General features: G+C 43.4%; 22 protein-coding genes. 10 read left to right on the forward strand and 12 right to left on the reverse strand.

The genetic code is table 11. The annotated features are described in order from the left end of the window. Positions 1–79: 79 nt before the first annotated feature. Positions 80–910 carry an ammonia-dependent NAD(+) synthetase gene (nadE, locus tag ACED48_RS01835; RefSeq protein ID WP_017057949.1) on the reverse strand — a complete coding sequence of 277 codons (831 nt, stop codon included), beginning with the start codon at positions 908–910 and terminating at the stop codon, positions 80–82. Positions 911–1,019: 109 nt separating this feature from the next. On the opposite strand from nadE, the gene ACED48_RS01840 reads away from it, so the two are divergent. Further along, a complete protein-coding gene (locus ACED48_RS01840; protein ID WP_017057950.1) occupies positions 1,020–1,541 on the forward strand; it encodes a nicotinate-nicotinamide nucleotide adenylyltransferase in 522 nt (173 codons plus the stop codon). A 26-nt stretch (positions 1,542–1,567) separates the two neighbouring features. Next, entirely contained in the window at positions 1,568–2,053 is a 486-nt protein-coding gene (locus tag ACED48_RS01845) for a hypothetical protein (protein ID WP_017057951.1), read from the forward strand. A gap of 205 nt (positions 2,054–2,258) precedes the next feature. Here ACED48_RS01845 and ACED48_RS01850 read toward each other — a convergent pair whose 3' ends face one another. After that, positions 2,259–2,885, reverse strand: a complete 627-nt coding sequence (locus tag ACED48_RS01850; protein ID WP_017057952.1) for a hypothetical protein — start codon at positions 2,883–2,885, stop codon at positions 2,259–2,261. Between the two features lie 175 nt (positions 2,886–3,060). Here ACED48_RS01850 and ACED48_RS01855 point away from each other — a divergent pair, with 175 nt between their 5' ends. Beyond that, positions 3,061–4,167 carry a 1-acyl-sn-glycerol-3-phosphate acyltransferase gene (locus ACED48_RS01855; protein WP_017057953.1) on the forward strand — a complete coding sequence of 369 codons (1,107 nt, stop codon included), beginning with the start codon at positions 3,061–3,063 and terminating at the stop codon, positions 4,165–4,167. Between the two features lie 144 nt (positions 4,168–4,311). On the opposite strand, the gene ACED48_RS01860 is transcribed toward ACED48_RS01855, so the two are convergent. Beyond that, entirely contained in the window at positions 4,312–4,911 is a 600-nt protein-coding gene (locus ACED48_RS01860) for a hypothetical protein (protein WP_017057954.1), read from the reverse strand. 121 nt (positions 4,912–5,032) lie between these two features. Between ACED48_RS01860 and ACED48_RS01865 the strand changes: the two genes are divergently transcribed. Then, positions 5,033–5,332, forward strand: coding sequence for a YnjH family protein (locus ACED48_RS01865; protein ID WP_017057955.1), 300 nt, complete (start codon positions 5,033–5,035; stop codon positions 5,330–5,332). Positions 5,333–5,371: 39 nt separating this feature from the next. On the opposite strand, the gene ACED48_RS01870 is transcribed toward ACED48_RS01865, so the two are convergent. Beyond that, on the reverse strand, positions 5,372–5,671 hold the full coding sequence (locus ACED48_RS01870; protein WP_017057956.1) for a YfcZ/YiiS family protein: 300 nt from the start codon (positions 5,669–5,671) through the stop codon (positions 5,372–5,374). A 528-nt stretch (positions 5,672–6,199) separates the two neighbouring features. On the opposite strand from ACED48_RS01870, the gene ACED48_RS01875 reads away from it, so the two are divergent. Next, positions 6,200–6,661 carry a TetR/AcrR family transcriptional regulator gene (locus tag ACED48_RS01875; protein ID WP_017057957.1) on the forward strand — a complete coding sequence of 154 codons (462 nt, stop codon included), beginning with the start codon at positions 6,200–6,202 and terminating at the stop codon, positions 6,659–6,661. A 226-nt stretch (positions 6,662–6,887) separates the two neighbouring features. Here the strand turns inward: ACED48_RS01875 and ACED48_RS01880 are convergent, their stop codons facing one another. The 6 genes from ACED48_RS01880 to ACED48_RS01905 all read right to left on the reverse strand — a co-directional run bounded on the left by ACED48_RS01880 (position 6,888) and on the right by ACED48_RS01905 (position 11,768). Continuing rightward, positions 6,888–7,670 (reverse strand): heme ABC transporter ATP-binding protein, encoded by a 783-nt coding sequence (locus ACED48_RS01880; RefSeq protein ID WP_017057958.1) that lies wholly within the window; start codon positions 7,668–7,670, stop codon positions 6,888–6,890. Next, positions 7,670–8,707 carry an iron ABC transporter permease gene (locus ACED48_RS01885; protein ID WP_029627210.1) on the reverse strand — a complete coding sequence of 346 codons (1,038 nt, stop codon included), beginning with the start codon at positions 8,705–8,707 and terminating at the stop codon, positions 7,670–7,672. The genes ACED48_RS01880 and ACED48_RS01885 overlap by 1 nt, the downstream gene beginning before the upstream one ends. Before the next feature lie 104 nt (positions 8,708–8,811). Next, the gene (locus tag ACED48_RS01890) at positions 8,812–9,702 is read right to left on the reverse strand and encodes a hemin ABC transporter substrate-binding protein (RefSeq protein WP_017057960.1); all 891 of its coding nucleotides are present in this window, start codon (positions 9,700–9,702) and stop codon (positions 8,812–8,814) included. A 148-nt stretch (positions 9,703–9,850) separates the two neighbouring features. Next, entirely contained in the window at positions 9,851–10,264 is a 414-nt protein-coding gene (locus ACED48_RS01895; RefSeq protein ID WP_017057961.1) for a biopolymer transporter ExbD, read from the reverse strand. Then, the gene (locus ACED48_RS01900) at positions 10,261–10,962 is read right to left on the reverse strand and encodes a MotA/TolQ/ExbB proton channel family protein (RefSeq protein ID WP_017057962.1); all 702 of its coding nucleotides are present in this window, start codon (positions 10,960–10,962) and stop codon (positions 10,261–10,263) included. Before ACED48_RS01900 ends, ACED48_RS01895 begins: the two co-directional genes overlap by 4 nt. A 2-nt stretch (positions 10,963–10,964) precedes the next feature. Beyond that, on the reverse strand, positions 10,965–11,768 hold the full coding sequence (locus ACED48_RS01905; RefSeq protein ID WP_017057963.1) for an energy transducer TonB: 804 nt from the start codon (positions 11,766–11,768) through the stop codon (positions 10,965–10,967). A gap of 325 nt (positions 11,769–12,093) precedes the next feature. On the opposite strand from ACED48_RS01905, the gene hutX reads away from it, so the two are divergent. The 3 genes from hutX (at position 12,094) to ACED48_RS01920 (ending at position 14,043) form a co-directional block, all read left to right on the forward strand. Further along, positions 12,094–12,615: a heme utilization cystosolic carrier protein HutX gene (gene hutX / locus ACED48_RS01910; RefSeq protein ID WP_017057964.1), complete on the forward strand. Its 522-nt coding sequence runs from the start codon at positions 12,094–12,096 to the stop codon at positions 12,613–12,615. A gap of 141 nt (positions 12,616–12,756) precedes the next feature. Next, the gene (gene hutZ, locus ACED48_RS01915) at positions 12,757–13,287 is read left to right on the forward strand and encodes a heme utilization protein HutZ (RefSeq protein ID WP_017057965.1); all 531 of its coding nucleotides are present in this window, start codon (positions 12,757–12,759) and stop codon (positions 13,285–13,287) included. A 213-nt stretch (positions 13,288–13,500) separates the two neighbouring features. Continuing rightward, positions 13,501–14,043: an ATP:cob(I)alamin adenosyltransferase gene (locus ACED48_RS01920; protein WP_017057966.1), complete on the forward strand. Its 543-nt coding sequence runs from the start codon at positions 13,501–13,503 to the stop codon at positions 14,041–14,043. An 83-nt stretch (positions 14,044–14,126) separates the two neighbouring features. Here ACED48_RS01920 and ACED48_RS01925 read toward each other — a convergent pair whose 3' ends face one another. Then, positions 14,127–15,041: a chemotaxis protein gene (locus ACED48_RS01925; protein ID WP_017057967.1), complete on the reverse strand. Its 915-nt coding sequence runs from the start codon at positions 15,039–15,041 to the stop codon at positions 14,127–14,129. 282 nt (positions 15,042–15,323) lie between these two features. Between ACED48_RS01925 and ppiC the strand changes: the two genes are divergently transcribed. Next, positions 15,324–15,635 (forward strand): peptidylprolyl isomerase PpiC, encoded by a 312-nt coding sequence (gene ppiC / locus ACED48_RS01930; protein WP_261383044.1) that lies wholly within the window; start codon positions 15,324–15,326, stop codon positions 15,633–15,635. A 284-nt stretch (positions 15,636–15,919) separates the two neighbouring features. Then, a complete protein-coding gene (locus ACED48_RS01935; protein WP_017057969.1) occupies positions 15,920–17,305 on the forward strand; it encodes an alpha-amylase family glycosyl hydrolase in 1,386 nt (461 codons plus the stop codon). A 319-nt stretch (positions 17,306–17,624) separates the two neighbouring features. On the opposite strand, the gene ACED48_RS01940 is transcribed toward ACED48_RS01935, so the two are convergent. After that, on the reverse strand, positions 17,625–19,496 hold the full coding sequence (locus ACED48_RS01940) for a methyl-accepting chemotaxis protein (RefSeq protein WP_017057970.1): 1,872 nt from the start codon (positions 19,494–19,496) through the stop codon (positions 17,625–17,627). Positions 19,497–19,513 lie beyond the last annotated feature (17 nt).

The raw sequence follows: 19,513 nt of genomic DNA on the forward strand, positions 1-19,513 counted from the left end.
AAAAGCACATTAAATAAAAAGACCGGGAGTTCACGAAAAATGAACTTCCGGCCTTTGATTCTGAGGCTAATTCAGAAAATTAATCGTAGATCGTTGGGATTGGTTGACGCTTGTGCTGTGTCGCTTTGTAGATGCTTACTAAGCGATCTGACACGTCTTGAGGGACTTCTTTGCCTTCAAGGAAATCATCAATTTGATCGTAAGAAAGGTTCAAGGCTGCTTCGTCGGCTTTCTGTGGATCAAGCTCTTCTAGGTCGGCAGTAGGAACTTTCTTAACCAGTGTTTCTGGGGCACCTAGCGTTGCTGCAAGTTCACGAACCTGACGTTTGTTCAGACCAAACAAAGGTGCTAAATCACAGGCACCGTCACCGTGCTTAGTGTAGAACCCCGTGATGTTTTCCGCCGAGTGGTCGGTCCCAATCACAAGTCCGCCAACGTAACCAGCAATTTCGTATTGTGCGATCATGCGAGCGCGAGCTTTTACATTACCTTTCACAAAATCGATCTTTGCAGAGTCTGTTGGTAATAAGCCTGTGCCATCTAAAGCAACGTGAGATGCAGTGTGAAGCCCATCAACTCCCGCTTTAATGTTGACAGAAACGGATTGAGAAGGCTGGATGAAAGAGAGAGCAAGCTGAGCTTCATCTTCATCTTTTTGCTCGCCGTAAGGCAGGCGAACCGCAATGAATTGATAGTCGTTACTGCCTGTGCTCTCGTTCAAGCTGTCGATGGCCATTTGAGCCAACCGGCCACAGGTCGTTGAGTCTACACCGCCACTGATACCAAGGATGAGAGACTTGCAGCCTGACTGTTGAAGTTTCGTTTTAATAAAATCCACACGACGAGTCACTTCGAAGTGAGGGTCAATTGAAGGTAGTACGCGCATTTCGTCACGAATTAACTGTTCCATTCGTATTCCTTTCCTGCAAGCAAATTAAAAATCTAGTGTTATCATACCTAAATCATCTGATTTAAAAACCTCTTTGCACAAGCTTAGAAAGAGAAGGCAGTAATAAATAATGGAAAAAATAGCCATTTTCGGTAGTGCGTTTAATCCGCCGAGCTTAGGGCATAAAAGTGTGATTGATTCGTTAGCCCATTTCGACAAAATTCTACTCGTTCCAAGTATTGCCCATGCTTGGGGAAAAGAGATGCTAGACTTTGATACTAGATGTCAGTTAGTTAGCGCATTTATTAACGATCTGTCACTGGACCAAGTTGAGCTATCGTTGATCGAAAAGAGCTTGTTTACCCCAGGTGAAAGCGTGACGACTTATGCAGTGCTTAGTGAACTCCAAAAACAACACCCAGAGGCAGAGCTAACGTTTGTCATTGGACCTGATAATTTCTTCAAGTTTTCATCGTTTTATAAATCAGATGAGATTACTGAGCGATGGTTCGTAATGGCTTGTCCTGAAAAAGTCAAAATCCGCAGCACAGACATACGTAATGCGCTGATAAGTGGAAGCGATGTGGCAAACCTGAGTACTAAGTCAGTTACAAAGATGTTGCAAGACGGTGGGCTGTATCAGATAATGTGAGCTCATTAATAAGAGGTCAGAGGACTATGCTAAAGAGCACGATACCAGCGGCGTTGATCATAGCTGCATGCAGTTTGCCTGCGTATGCTGAATGTGATTTTTTTAGCTTAGATTCGATCATGCTGACCTCTGATAGTGAAAACAATTGTTTGGACTTTTCTACGAGCATCGAATCTTTTGGCCAACGTATGATGGAAATCAGTGGGCTGAGCGCTGAGGAAGCGGAGAGTACACCTGATTATTGGACTGACTGGGTACTTCAAAGCAAAGAGGCACCATTTATCACACAAAGCCTAGAATCAAATTATGTTGGTTTGGGTATGTGGTTTCCTGAAGATCTGGAAGACGAACAGTATGAGATGTCTACCGAAGAGTGGCTGCTAAATCATGGCTTACAACTTAGTATTGGTTTTGGCGAAAAAGTCCAAGGGCAACCTCGGATGCGTTTTGATTACCGTTGGCATGATTCAAGTGACGCCGACCTAATGATGCAAGTTGAGTTACCTTTCTAACGAATGATACGGCAGTTTTGCTCTGAATCTTGAGCAGACATTAAAAAGTTAAAAAAGCCGCAAAACTGAAGTGCCTCCATAAAGTGGACATTTCTGTTAGCGGCTTTTTAGTATCTTGTTATTTTTGGCTTGGTTTACAGACTGGCTTGAGGTGGAAATAAGTACTCTCAACGATTGAAAAACGGTAGGCCCGCTTCCCCCTTGATTATAGGTATTCACCAAACACTAGCATGCACAGTTGTTCGAACTCTTCTTCTTTCCCTGAAAATAAGTCATCAATTACAAGCGAACGTTTTTGGCCAGACTGCATGCGCTTCTTTGCTTCTCGCATCACCATTACTAGGGTGTGTTCTTGCGGTAAGTTTGAATCATCAATGCTCCATTGATTGAATCGTAGAGACAGGGCACTCTCATAAAGCAGTGGCTTAAACGACAATACCTCTTGTTTCAGTACAGAAAGCATATCTTTACATGCTTGATCGGTATTGTTGGCACTTGAAGCGTGGGACTTGGTCAGTTCCAACTTTTCGAGTAGCGCTAAAGAGAGGTTAGTTTGCGTGATGTAACCCGCTTGTCTTGGAAATGAGTCCGTCAAACGAATAGAGAAGTCAACACGGTTAATCTGAGTGTTTGGAAAGTAGGTCAGTGATGTTAAGCAGTCGTATGGAATCCAGATGCTTTGGCCTGGCTCAACGGCATACTCTTGTTTACCCAGCTTAATCAAAACCAAGCCACTTTGAACAGATACAAGGCTATGTTTAAGTACTTTCTTGCGTGGTGTGATCACCAAGTGTGAAAAGTAAGCCGATGTATATTCAATAGCGAAGTTCATAGATAGTACCTTAATTTTGGGGCGTCAAGATTACCGTTAATCTTAAAGAATGCCAACAGTAACAGGGGATTTTCAATATTTCTGGTCTGACCTTGTCAAAAGTATGGGCTCTGTAGCTGCGATAAGTCAAAACAACGCGTAGAATGAGCCAGCTTTTTATTATATGAATTAAAAAATGACCTCTCCAACCGATCCATATGTTGATATTCGTCCTTACGGCGATAATGAAATTCCAGCGGCATTAAACCGTCTAATTAATGATGAAGAATTTATCAGTGCGATTCTGCACTACCGTTTTTCAAACCATGCGTCTTGGTTCAAAGCATTAATGAGCCCCATTCTGCGTGTGTACTTAAAAATGAAATGGAGTAAGCTGACGAGCGTTGAAACTATTCAGATTGAAGTGAAAAAGTACTTGCGAGACACGTTAGCGAGAACTACAGATGGTGTGACGTACACTGGTGTAGAGTCATTGGATGCGAATCAAGCTTACCTTTTTGTATCAAACCATCGTGACATTGCAATGGATCCGGCGTTAGTAAATTACGCTTTGCATCAAAACAATCATCAGACTTGTCGCATCGCAATTGGTGACAATCTGCTAAAGAAGCCATGTGCGACGGAATTGATGCGCTTGAACAAGAGCTTCATCGTAAAGCGTTCTTTGAAAGGGCCACGTGAAATGATGAAAGCGCTAAGCCAACTGTCTTCTTACATCAAACACTCTCTAGAAACAGGTAACTCTATCTGGATTGCTCAAAAAGAAGGCCGTGCAAAAGACGGTAATGATTTTACTGAGCCTGCAATTTTGAAGATGTTCCATGTTGAAGGGCGCAAGCAAAAAATAGAATTTCCTGAATACGTTAAATCACTAAAGATTGTCCCTGTGGCTATTTCTTACGAAAACGATCCGTGTGACACGGCTAAAGCCGTCGAGCTTTTTGAAAAAGACGTCAACGGTAGCTACGAAAAGGGTGAGTTTGAAGATATTGAAAGTATCATTCAAGGCATCATTGGTAACAAAGGCCGTGTTCATGTTGGTTTCGGTCAGGTTATCGACCAAGATTTTGCGACGCCGGAAGAATTGGCTGAAGAGATCGATCGTCAAATCCACGAAAACTACAAACTGTTCCCAGTAAACCTGTTGGCAGCTGGAAAAGAAGATGAGTCGATTACTGCTGAAGTGAAGCAAGAGTTTGAAGAGAAGCTATCAAGCCTACCAAAAGGTGCTCGCCAGTACTTTATTGATAGCTATGCGAACCCAGTGAAGAATATTGGTTAGTTAATGCTCTTGTTAGTTTACGTATACAGAGATAGCTCTAGCAGATGAGTTAATAGCTAGAGTTGAAAAAAGGAGCTTTGAGCTCCTTTTTTGTTCTCTGTGTTTGCTCACGTATAGACCAAGCCTTTATAGTTTTAGCCTGAGTTAGCGAGCGACTGCGCCACCGAGTTCTAAGTTTGTTGGCCAAGTAGTAATGATGTTACCACCTAGATAAATATTGCCTTTGACTGTCATGGTGTCAGGAAACGCCGTAATAGCAGAGCCACCTATATATAAGTCACCATCAATAATGATTCCGTTAGGTAGCTCTGTTAAAGGCGTACGAATCACACTCAGGTCTCCTTTCACTCTAAAACCATTCGGTAGCCTTTGCAGTGGGGTGTCAGTAAGGTTAATAAACCCACCCACTCTTACACCTCTTGGCCAGCTGGTTATTTGGCTACCAATCAGATCAGCGTAACCTTTTATCTTAACCCCGGTAGGAATTCTGGTTAATTGGCTGTTAGATGCTTTCAGGCTGCCGTTCACTTCCAATCCTTTAGGTAGGCGCGCAATTGCCGTGTTTTCTATATTGAGATTGCCATCAATGATCAGTCCCGTTGGTAGTGATGTATAAGGCTTGTTTCGTAGATATAAGTTTCCGTAATTATCGAGATGGTTCAATATTTGAGAGTGATCGAGCGGTTCGGCACTGACATTTGTTATGGTTAAGGCACCAATAATAAGTGCAATTATTCTGAGCATAACGGGCTTCTTATTACGATAGACGTTAACATTATAATGGAAAAATTATTCTCGCACAGTGTTTTACCAATTTGATGGTAGATTAAATTGAATCGAGTGGTTAAATAGGGGGAAGTCAACAATGGCAGGTAAATCAATGACTAGAGTAAAAAAACAAATAATTAAGGCCTTTCTCGTCGCGGCTTCAACGTTTGGTTCAATGTCTGTGGATGCGAACAAAGTAATTTCAACACCCGCAAAGGCCGCAGTATTGGTGACTCAAGGCGGTCAACCGCAACGTGTTTGTTATTACGATGATAAGGCTTATAGTATTGGCTCTGTTTTAGAGATCGGCGGAGTTGTGATTAAATGTGCGGTCGAAAATGATTTTGAGCAAAATGGTGCGCTTAGGTGGGTTGAAATAATAAAAAAAGACGAGTAATAAACTCGCCTTTTTATTTTATGAATATAATTGCTTATATTAGCGTACTAGAGAGCGGCTCTTCAGTTCGAAAATAATCTTCTCAGCGCTGACTTCAAATTTAAAGCGCGCTTGCAATTCAGTGCTATCTTCTGTCATCTCTGACGCTTCAAACTCAACGTTACTAGACACTTGCTTTGCCAACTCAACGTACTTAGCAAACTCAGCTTCAATAAGGTCTTTGGAGTTACCGTAAACCGTTAATTCAGCAACATCGTCGCCTTCTTTTATGATGAATCCGATTTCGCCTGCACAGCCGCAAGCCTCACATACATCGTTGTTGCCCATATCTTGGCTCATAAATAATCCTCTTACAAAGTCTGAGGTTATTCTAGCGAGCAATTTGAACGGTATCTACAAAAATTGAAACCTTTGAACTAATTCGTTGTAGTAGGCTATGTTGTTTACTTGAAGGTAAATAAATATAAACATTTGTGATAAAAATACATATGTGATCTTTATCATGTTTTTTTGAGGATTAATGTTATTAATTCGTCAGAATATCATTCACTTAGTTGCGCTAGAAATGATTTTATAAGATTATCTATTGATTGATAGGTATTTATAAAATGAATTTTTTGTAGAGTATTTCATATTCTAAGTCGTTATTTAAAACTATCGACTTAGGGTAGTAAGGTGATTTTTGAAGAGCAATTAAACAAAGTGTCTACAGAGATATCAATGTAAAATTGTTCGTACAAAGTATTTGTGTGAGTTTAGTGAAAAATACTTGCGAAAAAATACCTTGCTCACATAATACTGATAACGATTTTCATTCTTACTTCAACTCATCGAGTTAGATGGATTTACAAAGAGAAGAACCTGAATATGCCAAAGCGTAGTAAAGAAGATACAGAAATCACAATCCAGAAGATTATGGATGCCGTCGTAGACCAGTTACTAAGGTTGGGCTACGACAAGATGTCATACACGACGTTGAGTCAGCAAACGGGTGTTTCTCGTACAGGTATCAGCCACCATTTTCCAAAGAAAACAGACTTTACGGCTGCTCTAGACGGGCGAATCTTCAAAATGTTTATGGAACATATTGATTCCGAAAATGGTCTTGATGCATTCTCTGCAAGCTGGGTTAAGTCTCTAGAAGACGCTGAATTTATAGCAATCTTACGTTTACTTTTCCATCATATTGTTACTGCTGAAAGTGCGCATGAGTTCGCTGCAAACGGTATTGATCGTCTTTACAAGCTGACAGAAACTCAGTTTGGTGATACTAGCGGTAAAGAATTAGAGTGGCTAATTGGTAAATCATTGATCCGTATGAGTAGGTAATGGTCATATGGATTCAAAGAAGCTCCCTGGGGAGCTTTTTTGTGCCTGTTGTTTGAGTTCGGATTCCTCAACCTATGCCACTCTCTTAAATCTGTTTTCTTCTCTTGAGCTTCCCTATTTGTTCTAGGATTTAAAGTGTTTATGTCAGGTGTGAGTAATCAAAGCCCCGAATGAGTCGAGGCTTTGATGAACCAATACTTTGGAATGGAATGAGAATTAGCAATAGTTATTGAGCTGGATGAACCTGAGGGAAGCTCATGGTTGGGTGTTTTTCAACAATACTTCTGTAGCCATAGACATCCTCAATCATCGAGGGCTGAAGTGCCTCCCAAGGGCTGCCATCGCAAACTAAGTTACCATCTTTCAATACCACGAGTCGGTCGGAATACTGAGCGGCTAGGTTTAAGTCATGCAAAACTACGATAACTGCGGCATTGTGGTTGTCGGCTAACTCTCTCGCGATCTTTAAGGTGTTGTGCTGGTGGGCAAGATCTAGTGCTGATGTGGGTTCATCAAGCATCAAGATACATTGGTCACCAGAATAGTGAAGCTGGGTTAACACTCGAGCCAAGTGCACACGCTGTTTTTCACCACCAGACAGAGAAGGGTAGAGCCTTTCACTCAAGTGAGTCACATCGGCAATCTCCATTTTTTGGCTAGCGATGCTAGTGAGCTTTTTGTTGGACTCTTGCAGAGGGATGCCACCGAGTTCGACGACTTCATGTGCCAGGAATGGGAAGGTCAACGTGCTGTGTTGAGGAAGCATCGCCAAGTGTTTAGCCAGCTTGTGAGAAGGCCACTTGTCTTTGGTGTATCCAAAATATTGGACATCACCCGTGCTCGATATCTCTTGGCACAAAGCTTTAAGCAGCGTGCTTTTACCTGCGCCATTTGGCCCAAGCAGTGTGGTTACCTTTCCCGCTTCAATCTCAATAGAAACGCCATCTAATATCACTTTACTGCCGAACTTCACTTCGATATCGGTCGCTTTTAAAGCTGAAGGAAACATTAAAGGATTCTCCCTTTCTGTTGAAATAGTAGATATAAAAAGAATGGAGCGCCGATAATCGCAGTGACGATACCCACTGGTAATTCTGCTGGTGCAAGCACCATACGTGAGAACATATCTGCGGCGGTTAATAGCAGTGCACCAAGCACTGCAGACAGTGGCAACAGAACTCGGTGATCGGGGCCTGCCAACATACGACCTAAATGTGGGATCACCAGTCCAATGAACCCAATCATACCAGACAAGCTAACCGTAATTCCGACACCAGCAGCCGTGAGGAGAATCAGCTTTCGTTTGAGCTTTTGTACTGGAATACCAAGATGTTGCGCTTCTGACTCACCTAATAACAAAGCATTTAGCGACATCGCTTGACGGTAGAACACAACAAATAATCCAACGAGAGCCACAGCAGCAAGTAAAATGCCTGACCATTTTGCGCCTGCCAATGAACCCATCGACCACAACGAAAGATCACGCAGCATTTGGTCATCAGCAATGAAATTCAAAAAGCCAATACCAGCTGCTGATAGCGCGCTTATTGCTACACCTGCTAGCAACATGATGGTCACTGAAGTACCGAATTTGCCAGTACCAAGTTTGTAAACCAGCAGCGTGGTTAATGCGCCACCCAGAAAGGCAAACACAGGAACGGCCGCAAAATTCATGAAGGCCGGGTATTGCAATGAGAGTTCAGAGAAAAGAACAATAGCCAACGCTGCACCTAATGCCGCGCCTGCAGAGACACCGATGATCCCCGGCTCAGCAAGCGGGTTGCGGAATAGCCCCTGCATAACCGCACCACACAAAGCGAGGATTGCGCCAATCAGCATGCACAAGATGGTTCTAGGTAAGCGAATTTCTTGAATGACTAAGTTGATGTGAGGTGCTAAGTCATTGTTTGGTTGAATTAAGCTTGTGGCGCTGTCGGCTAAGCTGATGTTCATTGGCCCAACAGTGATCGAGTACAGCGCGACAAAGGCTAGGGTAGCACCTAGGCCTAACATCGATGTTTTCAGTGGGACGGATCGTAACAACATAAAGGGCCTCAATATACATTACCCGCTTTAATACTCCTCACCGGCTCTACGAAAAGTGAGTTGGCGATGAGTATTAAGCAAGCAATAGGAATAGGGTAGTCGCGTTATAGCGGGTAGATAAGTGCGTTTAATCGTTTCGCTTCAGAAAGGCTTTCAAGGCCAAGCCCTCCAACCAAAGCACTGCCATTTACGGTAATGATTTGCTTGTTCATGCCCGCAGGCGTTGCCGCTAACATAGGTAGCGATTTCAGGATGGCATCCGCGCCGCCCATTTTTTGGTAGCTACGGCCACTGACTAGAATCACATCGGGCTGCATTTCTACCAGTGACTCCATCGATAGTGGCTTGTAAGACGTTAGGCTTTGAGCTGCAGGGTTCACACCGCCAGCCAACTCAATGATCGCATTTGGTGATGTTTCACCACCGGCAACGTTCGCATTACGGCCTTCATGCAGTAGTAGGAACAGAACTTTTTTTGCTTCGTTGCTGGGGATTTGGTTTTCTTTTAGTGCCGCAATCTTCTGATTTACTTCTGCTTTAATTTGTTCTGATTGATCTTCGGTATGGGTAATCTTGGCGATTTGATCGATACGCTTTAATAGCCCTTCAACGTTTGCTTCGGTGTTAACAATCTCGACATCGACACCTGCAGACCTCAGTTGAGAAATCGCATTGTCTGGCCCCATTTCATCTGAGCCAATCAGTGTGGTTGGTTCAAGAGCTAGCAAGCCTTCAGCAGACAGGTTTCTGTGGTAGCCAATCTGTGGTAGATTTTCGGACTGAGGGAAGCGACTGGTCACATCAATACCTACCAATTGTTTTTCAGCGCCAAGCGCTAAAACTAGTTCTGTAATGGCACTGCCTGCACTGATGATTCGAGGTTGTTCAACGTCATTTGCCATCGCGATTGGCGCAGTCAAGGCCAAGCTCATAGCGGCAGCTGAAAGGAGATGTCTCTTGGTCTTTAATTTGTTGAGCACGTTTAAGTTGTTCATAATAATTTCTTTATGTTTTCTTTTAGTATCGCGAAGATACTCAGTGAGCAGTCCGTTCGTATTGTGAGTTCGAATCGATAGAGAGGCTTAGCTCTGGCTATTTAGTCTTATCAATCAAGAGTGAAATCTCGTGAAAATTGAGTGTTGTCTAACCATCATCAGTCAGTAATTGGGTCGCAGCTATTCCGTTTTCTTGCAGGAACGACAGTAACTTAACTAGGTTCTCAACGTTGGCGGCCTTATCGGCGCCAATAGTGATCGGCTTTTTATCCGTTGACCCCGTCTCTTCTAGCAATGCAATTTTGAAGTTTTCCCAGTCGATATATTCTTGGCCGTTAATCCCCCAATAAGGTTCGTGGTCTAAAATATTGACGTTAATCGAATCTTTATGGACCTCGGAAACGTTTTTAATATCAGAACTAGGCAGTTCAACTTCTAGTGACTCCAGCTTTACTGATGCCGTAAGCAGTAGAAAAACCATGACGATAAATATGATGTCGAGTAGCGGTGTTAAATCTGGCGCTAAACTCTGTGTGTAAGATGATTGAGGCGTTTTAATCATGCTTGACTCACATCACCAACAGCGACTTTGTTTATTGGCTTGCCTTTAGTATCGTCTGATGGGTTTGCTTGAATCGACATGCCTTCTAGCCACACATTCACATAGTTCAGAGTATGTTCTAGTTGAGCGAGCACTCGATCGGCCCAAAGGCCTAATAGCTGTGCGCCTGAAATCGCCGGAAGCGCGATCATCAAGCCAGCTGCAGTGGTTCTCATAGCCAAGCCTAACCCGTCTGCTAGATCGTTTGGCGTAATACTCCCGGTCGTAGCTGCTACACCTTTGAACATTTCAATAAGGCCAAGCACCGTACCAAGCAAGCCAATTAGCGGGCTGATCACGCCAATCAAACCAAGTAGCCTTAAACCTGCGTGCAGCTGGTGGCGTTTTTCTTGTAGCCATATCCCTGCTGCATCTTCACGTAACCCTTTCGAAAAAGAGTGGTGAGCAAGCAACATCGAGACGCCCTTGTATAGCAACGGTCGTTTAGCTGAAATAGACTGAGCGAGAGCTTCGATGTCTTTGCTGTTGGTTGGTGAGATCTGGTTGAGCTCGCGACGAATGGCGCGTTTGCCAACACCAATACTTAGCATCACTTGGAAGATACGCTCAGCGATGATCATTACGGTAAGGGCTGAACAGATAAGAAGAGGCCAAGTCATTAAGCCCAGCTGTTCTTGTAAATAACTGATTTGTTGCATGATTATTCCAATTTAAAACGAACGGGTAGTTGTACGCGGTGAGCAATCGCTCTACCATTGACAGTGTGAGGTGAAAATTTCCATTGTTTAATGGCGTCTAAAGCGGCGTTGTCGAGTATTAGCAGACCTGATGAATTGATTAATGCTTGTTTAATTTGTTTACCTTCTGCATCTAACCAGACCTCATAGATAGCGACGCCTTCAATACCACGACGTACTGCCTGTCTAGGGTAGTTCGGCGGTGTAGGGCGTTCAGAGAAAGAAGGCTTAGTCACTAGTACCGGCTCTTGGTTTGATACGCCTTGGTTTACTTCCTGAGGTTGGCTCGCAGACTCGTTCATATTCTTATCTACTTTCTTGTCGGCCAGCTTCTCTGGTTGAGTGGCTGGTTGTGGGCGTTTTTTCTTCACGACCTTTTTCTCAGTCACCGGTCTCTTTTGAACCGGCTTTTTCTCGACTTTCTTTTCCACAACCTTTTTCTCTACTTTCTTGGGTTGAGGCTTATTGGTGATCGCTTTTTTCTTTGGTGTAGGTTTGGCTTGCTCTGTCTCAACGGCCTTTGGCTCGACAGGTTTAGGTTCTGCTTGTGAGACCGTTTCTTGGGGTGGTTCTGGTTCAACCGGTTCTGTAACGGTTTTTTTTTGAGCCGGGGAAGGCGTGCTCTTTGGAGTGAAGTTGATCGATACCGTGTTCGATTGGCTACCTGCAGGCATGGCAAATACTTTGGACTCTTGAGCAACAAATAATAGCGCCGCATGAATCACTAACGATGCACCGCTGGCAATAACATATCTAGGAACGTTCACATTCAATCCTTAATCCACTCCAAAATCTGTATCGGATTATTGCTTACAATCTAAATAAGATCAATTATCAATTGCATTATCATTTGCGTCTATCTATGATTCTTTCAGTTTTAGCGAATCGTTTTTCAGACTTTGCTATGTAAGTGTTTAGAGAGGTTATATGAGTCTTGATGTTTATAAGTTGGACGAATCAATTCTAGGTGTGTCGAGCCCTGATCCGCTTCGTTTTGCGTTTACAAAATTCTGGGCAGTAAGCCTCGCTTAATATCGAACCTTTTTAGTTTGTAACTTACGTAAATTACTCGTTTATACGGAAACATATTCAATGACAGATACAACATTAGAACTAACAGAAACTCTAAAACAACGTGTCGCTCGCGCTATTGAAGAAGAACCAAAACTGCTTCCTACCGCGGTTGCTGAGAAGTTAGGCGTTTCAGAGGTTGAAGTCGTTGCTGCTTTTCCAAATGACATGGCGGTGATGTTAGATGGTAGCCGTGCTCAGGAGATTCTAGAAGGCCTAGTGGGTTGGGGCCCTGTGACCACAATCATGCATTCATTCGGCTCAATCTTCGAAGTAAAAGCGCCGTTCCCGAAAGGTAAAGTAGCGCGTGGTTATTACAACCTTATGGGCAGAGAAGGCGAGCTCCATGGCCACCTCAAGCTCGACAACATCAAGCACATTGGCTTAGTGAGCAGGGCGTTCATGGGGCGTGAAAGTCACTACTTCGGTTTCTTCAGTGAAACGGGCGAGAACATTTTTAAGATCTACCTAGGCCGTAATGAAAAGCGTGAGCTAATTGCCGACCAAGTTGAACGCTTCAAAACGTTAAAAGAACAAGCTTAAATTCAATTAATAGCAAGCTTAAATAAGATTGCCTATTAGCTTAAACAGTACATCAATGCTCGAGGATCGTTGAGTTCGCTAATGAGCGCTCAACCTTGGGCAAAAATAATAAATCAGAGAAAGTGAAGAAAGGAATTACCCATGGAACAGCAAGTAAAACAAGAACGTCTACAAGGTCGTCTAGGTCCAGAAATTAAAGAATTTCGTCAAGAGCGCCGTACCCTTCAACTTGCTACGGTTGATGAAGAAGGCCGCCCAAACGTAAGTTACGCCCCTTTCGTTCAGAACCAAGAAGGTTACTTTGTTCTCATTTCTGATATTGCTCGTCATGCTCGTAACTTGAAAGCAAACCCTCAAGTGTCTTTGATGATGATTGAAGACGAAGAGGGCTCGAAGCAGCTTTATGCACGTAAGCGTTTAACGTTTGATGCGCAAGCGAGTGTTGTAGAACGTGAAACCGATCTTTGGACTCAAGTGATCGGCCAAATGCAAGAGCGTTTTGGCGAAATCATCGATGGCTTGAGCCAGCTTCAAGATTTCTCTCTATTCAACCTTAAAGCAGAAAACGGCCTGTTTGTGAAAGGCTTTGGTCAAGCATACCAAGTGTCTGGTGATGATCTGGTGGATTTCGTTCACCTGCAAGAAGGCCACAAAAAAGTATCTAACGAGTAATCTCGTTTAACCTATTTCTTAAAGAGCCCTCCACAGAGTGAGGGCTTTTTTATGTCTAAAAATCGTCGTTAGCACGTCGAAGAGTTTTGTAATTACTTTGTAAATATATGGAGCGTTGCAAATACAATGGGCGCAGATGTCAGAAAAAGCAGACTAAATCAAAGAGTTTGCTATATTGGCGTCTGATTACTATTTATGTGTAAGGATCACTACGTGAAACCAGTAAGTCGAGATTGGGACGAGTTCTGTTACCCTTTTATTTATGAAGACAGTCCTATCTGTGATTTTGAGATTCTGTCGGACGAACTATGCTGCCGAGTTGGGTTGGTGTTGTCTTTGGAGCTGGAACCACAAGTTCGCGATATCTTGCAACGCCTGCAACCAAACATCTACCACCTTAATGGATCTGTACGTGGGAAATTAGCGATCACTGAATCCGAACTGGTCGAGCTAAAGCAAGATTACCACCGTATCCGTGAGCAGTTAGAAGGTGGTTTCAAAGGCTTTGTGTTACCCGGAGGGCATCGAGTGTCAAGCGAGCTTCACTTATGTCGCTGTCAGGCTAAAAAAGTCGTGCGAGCATTGGTGAGTATTGAGCATCATGAAAGTAAAAAGTCACCTGACCCGGTTCTTTTTAAATACGCTAACTTAGTCGCGAACACACTCTATGCATTGGCGTCTTTTACCAATCATGTCAATGAAGCTGAAGAAGTGGAGTTTGTGAGTAAGAGTTATTCTATGCCAAAGAAATCTTAAGAAAGAGTTCTACACTGATTCATCTCTAAGCTAAGAAGCTAAACCATTAAGCATGATGCTAGGTTTAGCTTCTAAAGTCGCGCTCAAGCGGGTGTAGAGGCGTCGTTTAAGACTTTTGCTCCGCGTAGCATAGCTTCGATTAATTCGCCCGCGTTGAACTTCTCAAGTGCTTCATGTGCACCCACCTGATTGGCACGGTCAACACAGATTTCACTTGATAGTGAGGTATGCAAAATACAGTAGGCATGACTTAGGGCGTTGTCATTTTGAACTTCAAACGCAAGTTCGTAGCCATCTAACCCTGGCATCTCAATATCACTCACTAATAGATCAATCGCGTTGCCTGCGTTGGCTTGGTTGCGCATCAAGTCAATCGCATCTAAGCCGTTGTTACAAATGCGGTAAGGGATGTTGATACTATCTAAGGCATCAGATAACTGTTTTCGTGCGATCAAAGAATCATCAACCAATAAGATATTCAGCGCTTTGAGGCGTTCCCTTTCAACATCGGTAAGCATCGGAATATGCGCATTCTCGTAATGTGGGTAGATTTTAGAAAGCAATAACTCCACATCGAGCATCTGAACAATACGATCTTCAAAGCGTGTAATGCCGGTAACGAAAACATTGCGACCAACGCTCGCTGGTGGTGATTCAATGCTCTTCCAATCACATTCAATTATTTTATCAATCGAACGAACCAAAAATGCGACTACCGTCCTCAAACAATCGGTGACGATGAGTACACAGCTTTGGTATTCAGTGGGTGCTATTGGACGAAAACCTATTGCTGCTGACATATCAATGACAGGTACGGTAAGTTCTCTGATGGTCACTGTGCCGATGACGTGATGATGAGAATAAGGGATTTGAGTCATCGGCTGAAAAGGCACGATTTCTCTTACCTTAAGCGTGCCAATAGCAAAACTCTGAGTTAGGGATAATTTGAACATCAACATTCCCTGTGACTGGCTAGCTTTACTGATCGGTTTCGCCATAAGTGGCTCCTGCTTTACTACGTACTTAGTTTATAAGGAATAATTTAAAGGGAAATAAGGGTGGCGGCAAGTCGCTATGCGGTTTTTAAGCGCTTTAACGCTGCTGTTTTCGGTTATAGAGTGAAGAATGGCAGTTCTTGGGGTAAAATCATGAAAAATGCTCGCTGTCGATAGTTTTATGTCGACAAGTCGGTAGCGTTAAACAGATATACAACCGTCAGTGGTTGGTGGTTATTTAGTCAATAAATGGTTCAAAAAATCGAGTGTTGAAGTAATCGTCTCATACAAACTGACAGTAACAAATTGAGAATTATCATGGCAAGAACAGCAGCAGCGCTTCATATTTTGGTGAAGCATAAAGAACAAGCAGAAGACATCATTAAACAGCTTAAAAAAGGTGCTAAATTTCAAACACTAGCGAAGAAGCACTCAACATGTCCATCAGGCAAAAAGGGCGGCGACCTAGGCGAGTTCAAGAAAGGTCAAATGGTGCCTCAGTTTGATAAGGTTTGTTTCTCTGGCGAGACGCTTGTACCACACCTTGTAAAAACAAAATTCGGTTGGCACGTTGTAAAGGTTCTCTACAGAACCTAGTGTAAGATATGTGTTTGATAGAATAAAAGGAGCGTATATACGCTCCTTTTTTGTGACTGTTTGGTGCATTTAAAAGCACAATGGCTGAGCGTTCATCCCTGACGTTATACGATAATTGGGGCTACGCCCTCGCCTATCCACCGTGACTAATTGGTAAGAGGATGAGGGGTTTTAATGAGTAAGTCATATAATAAATGCCATTCTTAAGGAAATTTAAGCAGCTTTGCCTTTTTAGTCTTTGTCTTTATCTAGAAAGCTGTAACTGAGTTTGGTAGGAGAACAACATGGAGAGTTCAGCTATGTTAAGCAATCCAGCGACAGATGTCATATTGCATGCTTTTGACTGGTGCTATGCTGACGTAATGAAGAACGCCCCACAGATCCAAGAGTTGGGTTATAAATCTGTTTTAGTTTCACCGGCAATGAAGTCGTTACGTAGCCCTAAAGGCTGCGACAGAGAGTCTGGCACTCAATGGTGGCAACGCTATCAGCCACAAGATTATCGTGTGATCGATAATCAGTTGGGTGACACACAAGATTTTAAAGCGATGGTTGATGCGTTAAAGCAGCATGGGCTTCGTACCTATGTGGACGTAGTGTTCAACCACATGGCAAACGAATCTGGTATCCGCAGTGACTTAACGTATCCTAATCTTCAAGATATGGCGTCTTACCAAAAAGACGCCGAATATTACGAATCAATACGCTTGTTTGGTGAGCTTTCTAAGCCTTTATTTGATGAAAACGACTTCGTGGAAGCGTTTGGTATCAAAAACTGGAAAGATACGTGGGAAGTGCAGAATGGGCGTATTACTGGCGGAGCCAGCGATCCTGGCTTACCAACGTTGTTAGACAACGACAATGTGGTTGCACAGCAGCGAGCGTATCTAAAAGCCTTGAAAGAGATAGGTGTGAAAGGTTTTCGTATCGATGCGGCAAAGCACATGACACTTTCCCATCTGTGTAGGGTGTGGACCGATGATATCTGTGAAGGAATGCACATCTTTGGTGAAATCATTACTGATGGTGGTGCGACCCAAGAAGAGTATGAGCTATTCCTTGAACCATACCTGAAGCACACTCGCTTAGGCGCTTACGATTTCCCTTTATTCAATACCATCTTCAAAGCCTTTGAAGAGCAGGGCAGCTTTAAGTCTCTGATCAATCCTTACTGTTTTGGTCAGGCGCTATCGAATATGCGAGCCATCACTTTTGCTGTGACTCATGATATTCCAAACAACGAAGTGTTTTTGGAATATGTGATGGATGAAGTTGACGAACGCTTGGCTCACGCCTTTATTCTTGGTCGAGATGGCGGTGTGCCGCTTGTCTATAGCGAATTAAGTACCAGTGGCATTCTGGATCAGAATGGTCAGCCTCGTTGGTTTAATGACTGGCGAGCGCCATATATGAGAAGCATGATTCAATTCCACAACCATGTTCATGGCGAAACGATGCGTGTGGTTGAAGCGAATGATGACTTGTTGGTATTTGTCCGTGGTGATAAAGGCATTGTTGTGATTAATAAATCTAAGCGAAGTAAAACAGCATCACTGACTTGGACTGGTGCAGTGACCGATTTGTTGTCTGGTGAAGTGTTCGAGTGCGTTGGCAAGGATTTAACCATTAAGATTGAACCTAACCAGTGCATGATGTTGACAACTAACTAGGTCGAGCCTGTTATGATACCAATCGTAGTAAATAACTGGTCATCCTAGCTTGTAAAACGCTCGATAACTTCGTTATAAATTTTGATTGTAGAATAACTACTTATCGGAACTCTTTGTCGAATAGAGCCGCCTTGTTCTCAAGCCTTTTTCCTGCGCTATTTATGATCACTTACTTATGTGGTTGGTATGAGTTAAGCCCAATCGGTAAGTAAAATAAGATTGAAAAGAAAGCCCCGCTACTGGTAATCAGTAAGCGGGGCTTTTTATTTGAAGCTGTTTATTGGTTACTAAGCAAAGCGTTAGTTAAACTGACAGGCGATTAAACCGTGAACTTGTTCAATAGTTCATCCTGTGCTTGAACATTGTCAGTTTGTACCTGCATTGCCGTGTTTGCTTCTTGAGCCGCGTTTGATACTTGCGTTGAAAGGTCTTTGATCTTAACGGTGTTGTTGTTGATCTCTTCCGCGACCAAGCTCTGTTCTTCTGCAGCCGAAGCAATCTGAATATTCATATCAGAAATACGCTGAATTGCGTCACGGATGCGGTCAAGTGAAGAATTCGCTTGTTGAGCGCGTTCAACGGCGTCAGTCGCTGTGTCTTTACTCTGATTCATCGCGTTAGATACTGAGCTTGCACCAGCTTGGAGCTGCTCAATCATGTTGCGAATTTCAGTCGTCGACTGTTGGGTACGTTGCGCCAGAGTACGAACTTCGTCGGCTACGACAGCGAAACCACGACCTGATTCACCAGCACGTGCGGCTTCAATCGCTGCGTTCAATGCCAGCAGGTTCGTTTGGTCTGCAATGTCGTTGATGACTTTAAGAATTGTTTCGATGTTCGCGGTTGCTGATTCAAGTACCTGTACTTCTGCAACGGCTTGGTCGATACGAGCTGATAAGTTATCAATCGCTTGAGTGGTGTCACTGACTACAGAAGTTCCGTCTAACGTTGCTTCATCTGCTTCACGAGCCGCCGCCGCCGCGCCTTGAGCGTTGTTTGCTACTTCTGTCGCGGTAACCGCCATTTCGTTCATTGCTGTTGCTAGCTGTTCCAGCTCTTGCAGTTGAGTGTTCATTGCGTTTGCTGATTCGCCCGCACCTTTAACCGTGATTTCAGTACCACGCTTAATCTCGATACCAATCGCTTTCGATTGAATTATTTGGTTCTGCAGATTTTCAGTAAAGGTATTGAAACCTTTTGCTAGGTCAGAGAACTCTTTATCTGTATTCGTATCTAGGCGTTTGGTTAAGTCACCTTGTCCGCTTGCGACATCTTGAATCGCGTGGTTAAGTGCATCAAGTGGGCGCATTAACACACGTATTAGAATCGTCAGTGCGATGATACTGAGAATTACCGCTATCAACGAATAGATCATCGAGCTGTTCTTGAGATCTGCAACGGCTTGGTAAGCGATCTCTTCATCAAGAATTGCGCCAATATACCAATCTTCACTTGGGATGTGCGTGAAGTTCACTCGGAACATTTTGCCGTCGACTTCAATTTCTTGAGAGCCTTCGCGAATGTTAGCTTGTGGCATGTAGCTCGAGAGCGTTTCACCGTTGTTTTTAGCATTCGGATGGGCAATTGTCGTGCCGTCGGCTGTGACCAGGAATAGGTAGCCCGCATCAAACAAGTTCACTTGGTTTACTAAAGTAGCAAGGTTGGTCAATTCTAGGTCGTAGAACATACCAGCAGTGAAGCGGCCGTTGTCTTTAACTGGCGTACCCACTGAGATAATGACTTTCTTACTTGATGCATCCACATAAGGCGCGGTAACAACTAAACTGTTTTTGGATTTAGCATCAATGTACCAAGGGCGAATTCGTGGGTCGTAATCAGGGCCGGCGTCCCAACCGTCATCATTTTCAATGACGAAACCGTTTGCTTCATAACCAAAACCAACCGCAAGGAAACTGTTTTTAAGTTTAGGCTTTTCTAAGATTTCTTTTACGTAGGTACGATCTTGAGGGTTGATTTCGATGACTTCAGTCGTCGATTGCGCCAACGCTTTCTTGGCGTTCATCTCTGAGACTACGGTATTCCTGACTCCAGAGACCATTTCTTCTAGGCTCGCATTGACGTGGTTTTCTACAGCACTTCTTACGGTGTAAAGTTGTTGTATTGAAAGCAATGATACTGTTACTAGCAGCAAGGCTGATGATGCAGCAACCACCTTATGGCTAAATTTCATTGAATATTCCCCTTCTC

It is taken from the genome of Vibrio sp. 5S239 (assembly GCF_041439575.1).
Taxonomy (GTDB): domain Bacteria; phylum Pseudomonadota; class Gammaproteobacteria; order Enterobacterales; family Vibrionaceae; genus Vibrio; species Vibrio kanaloae.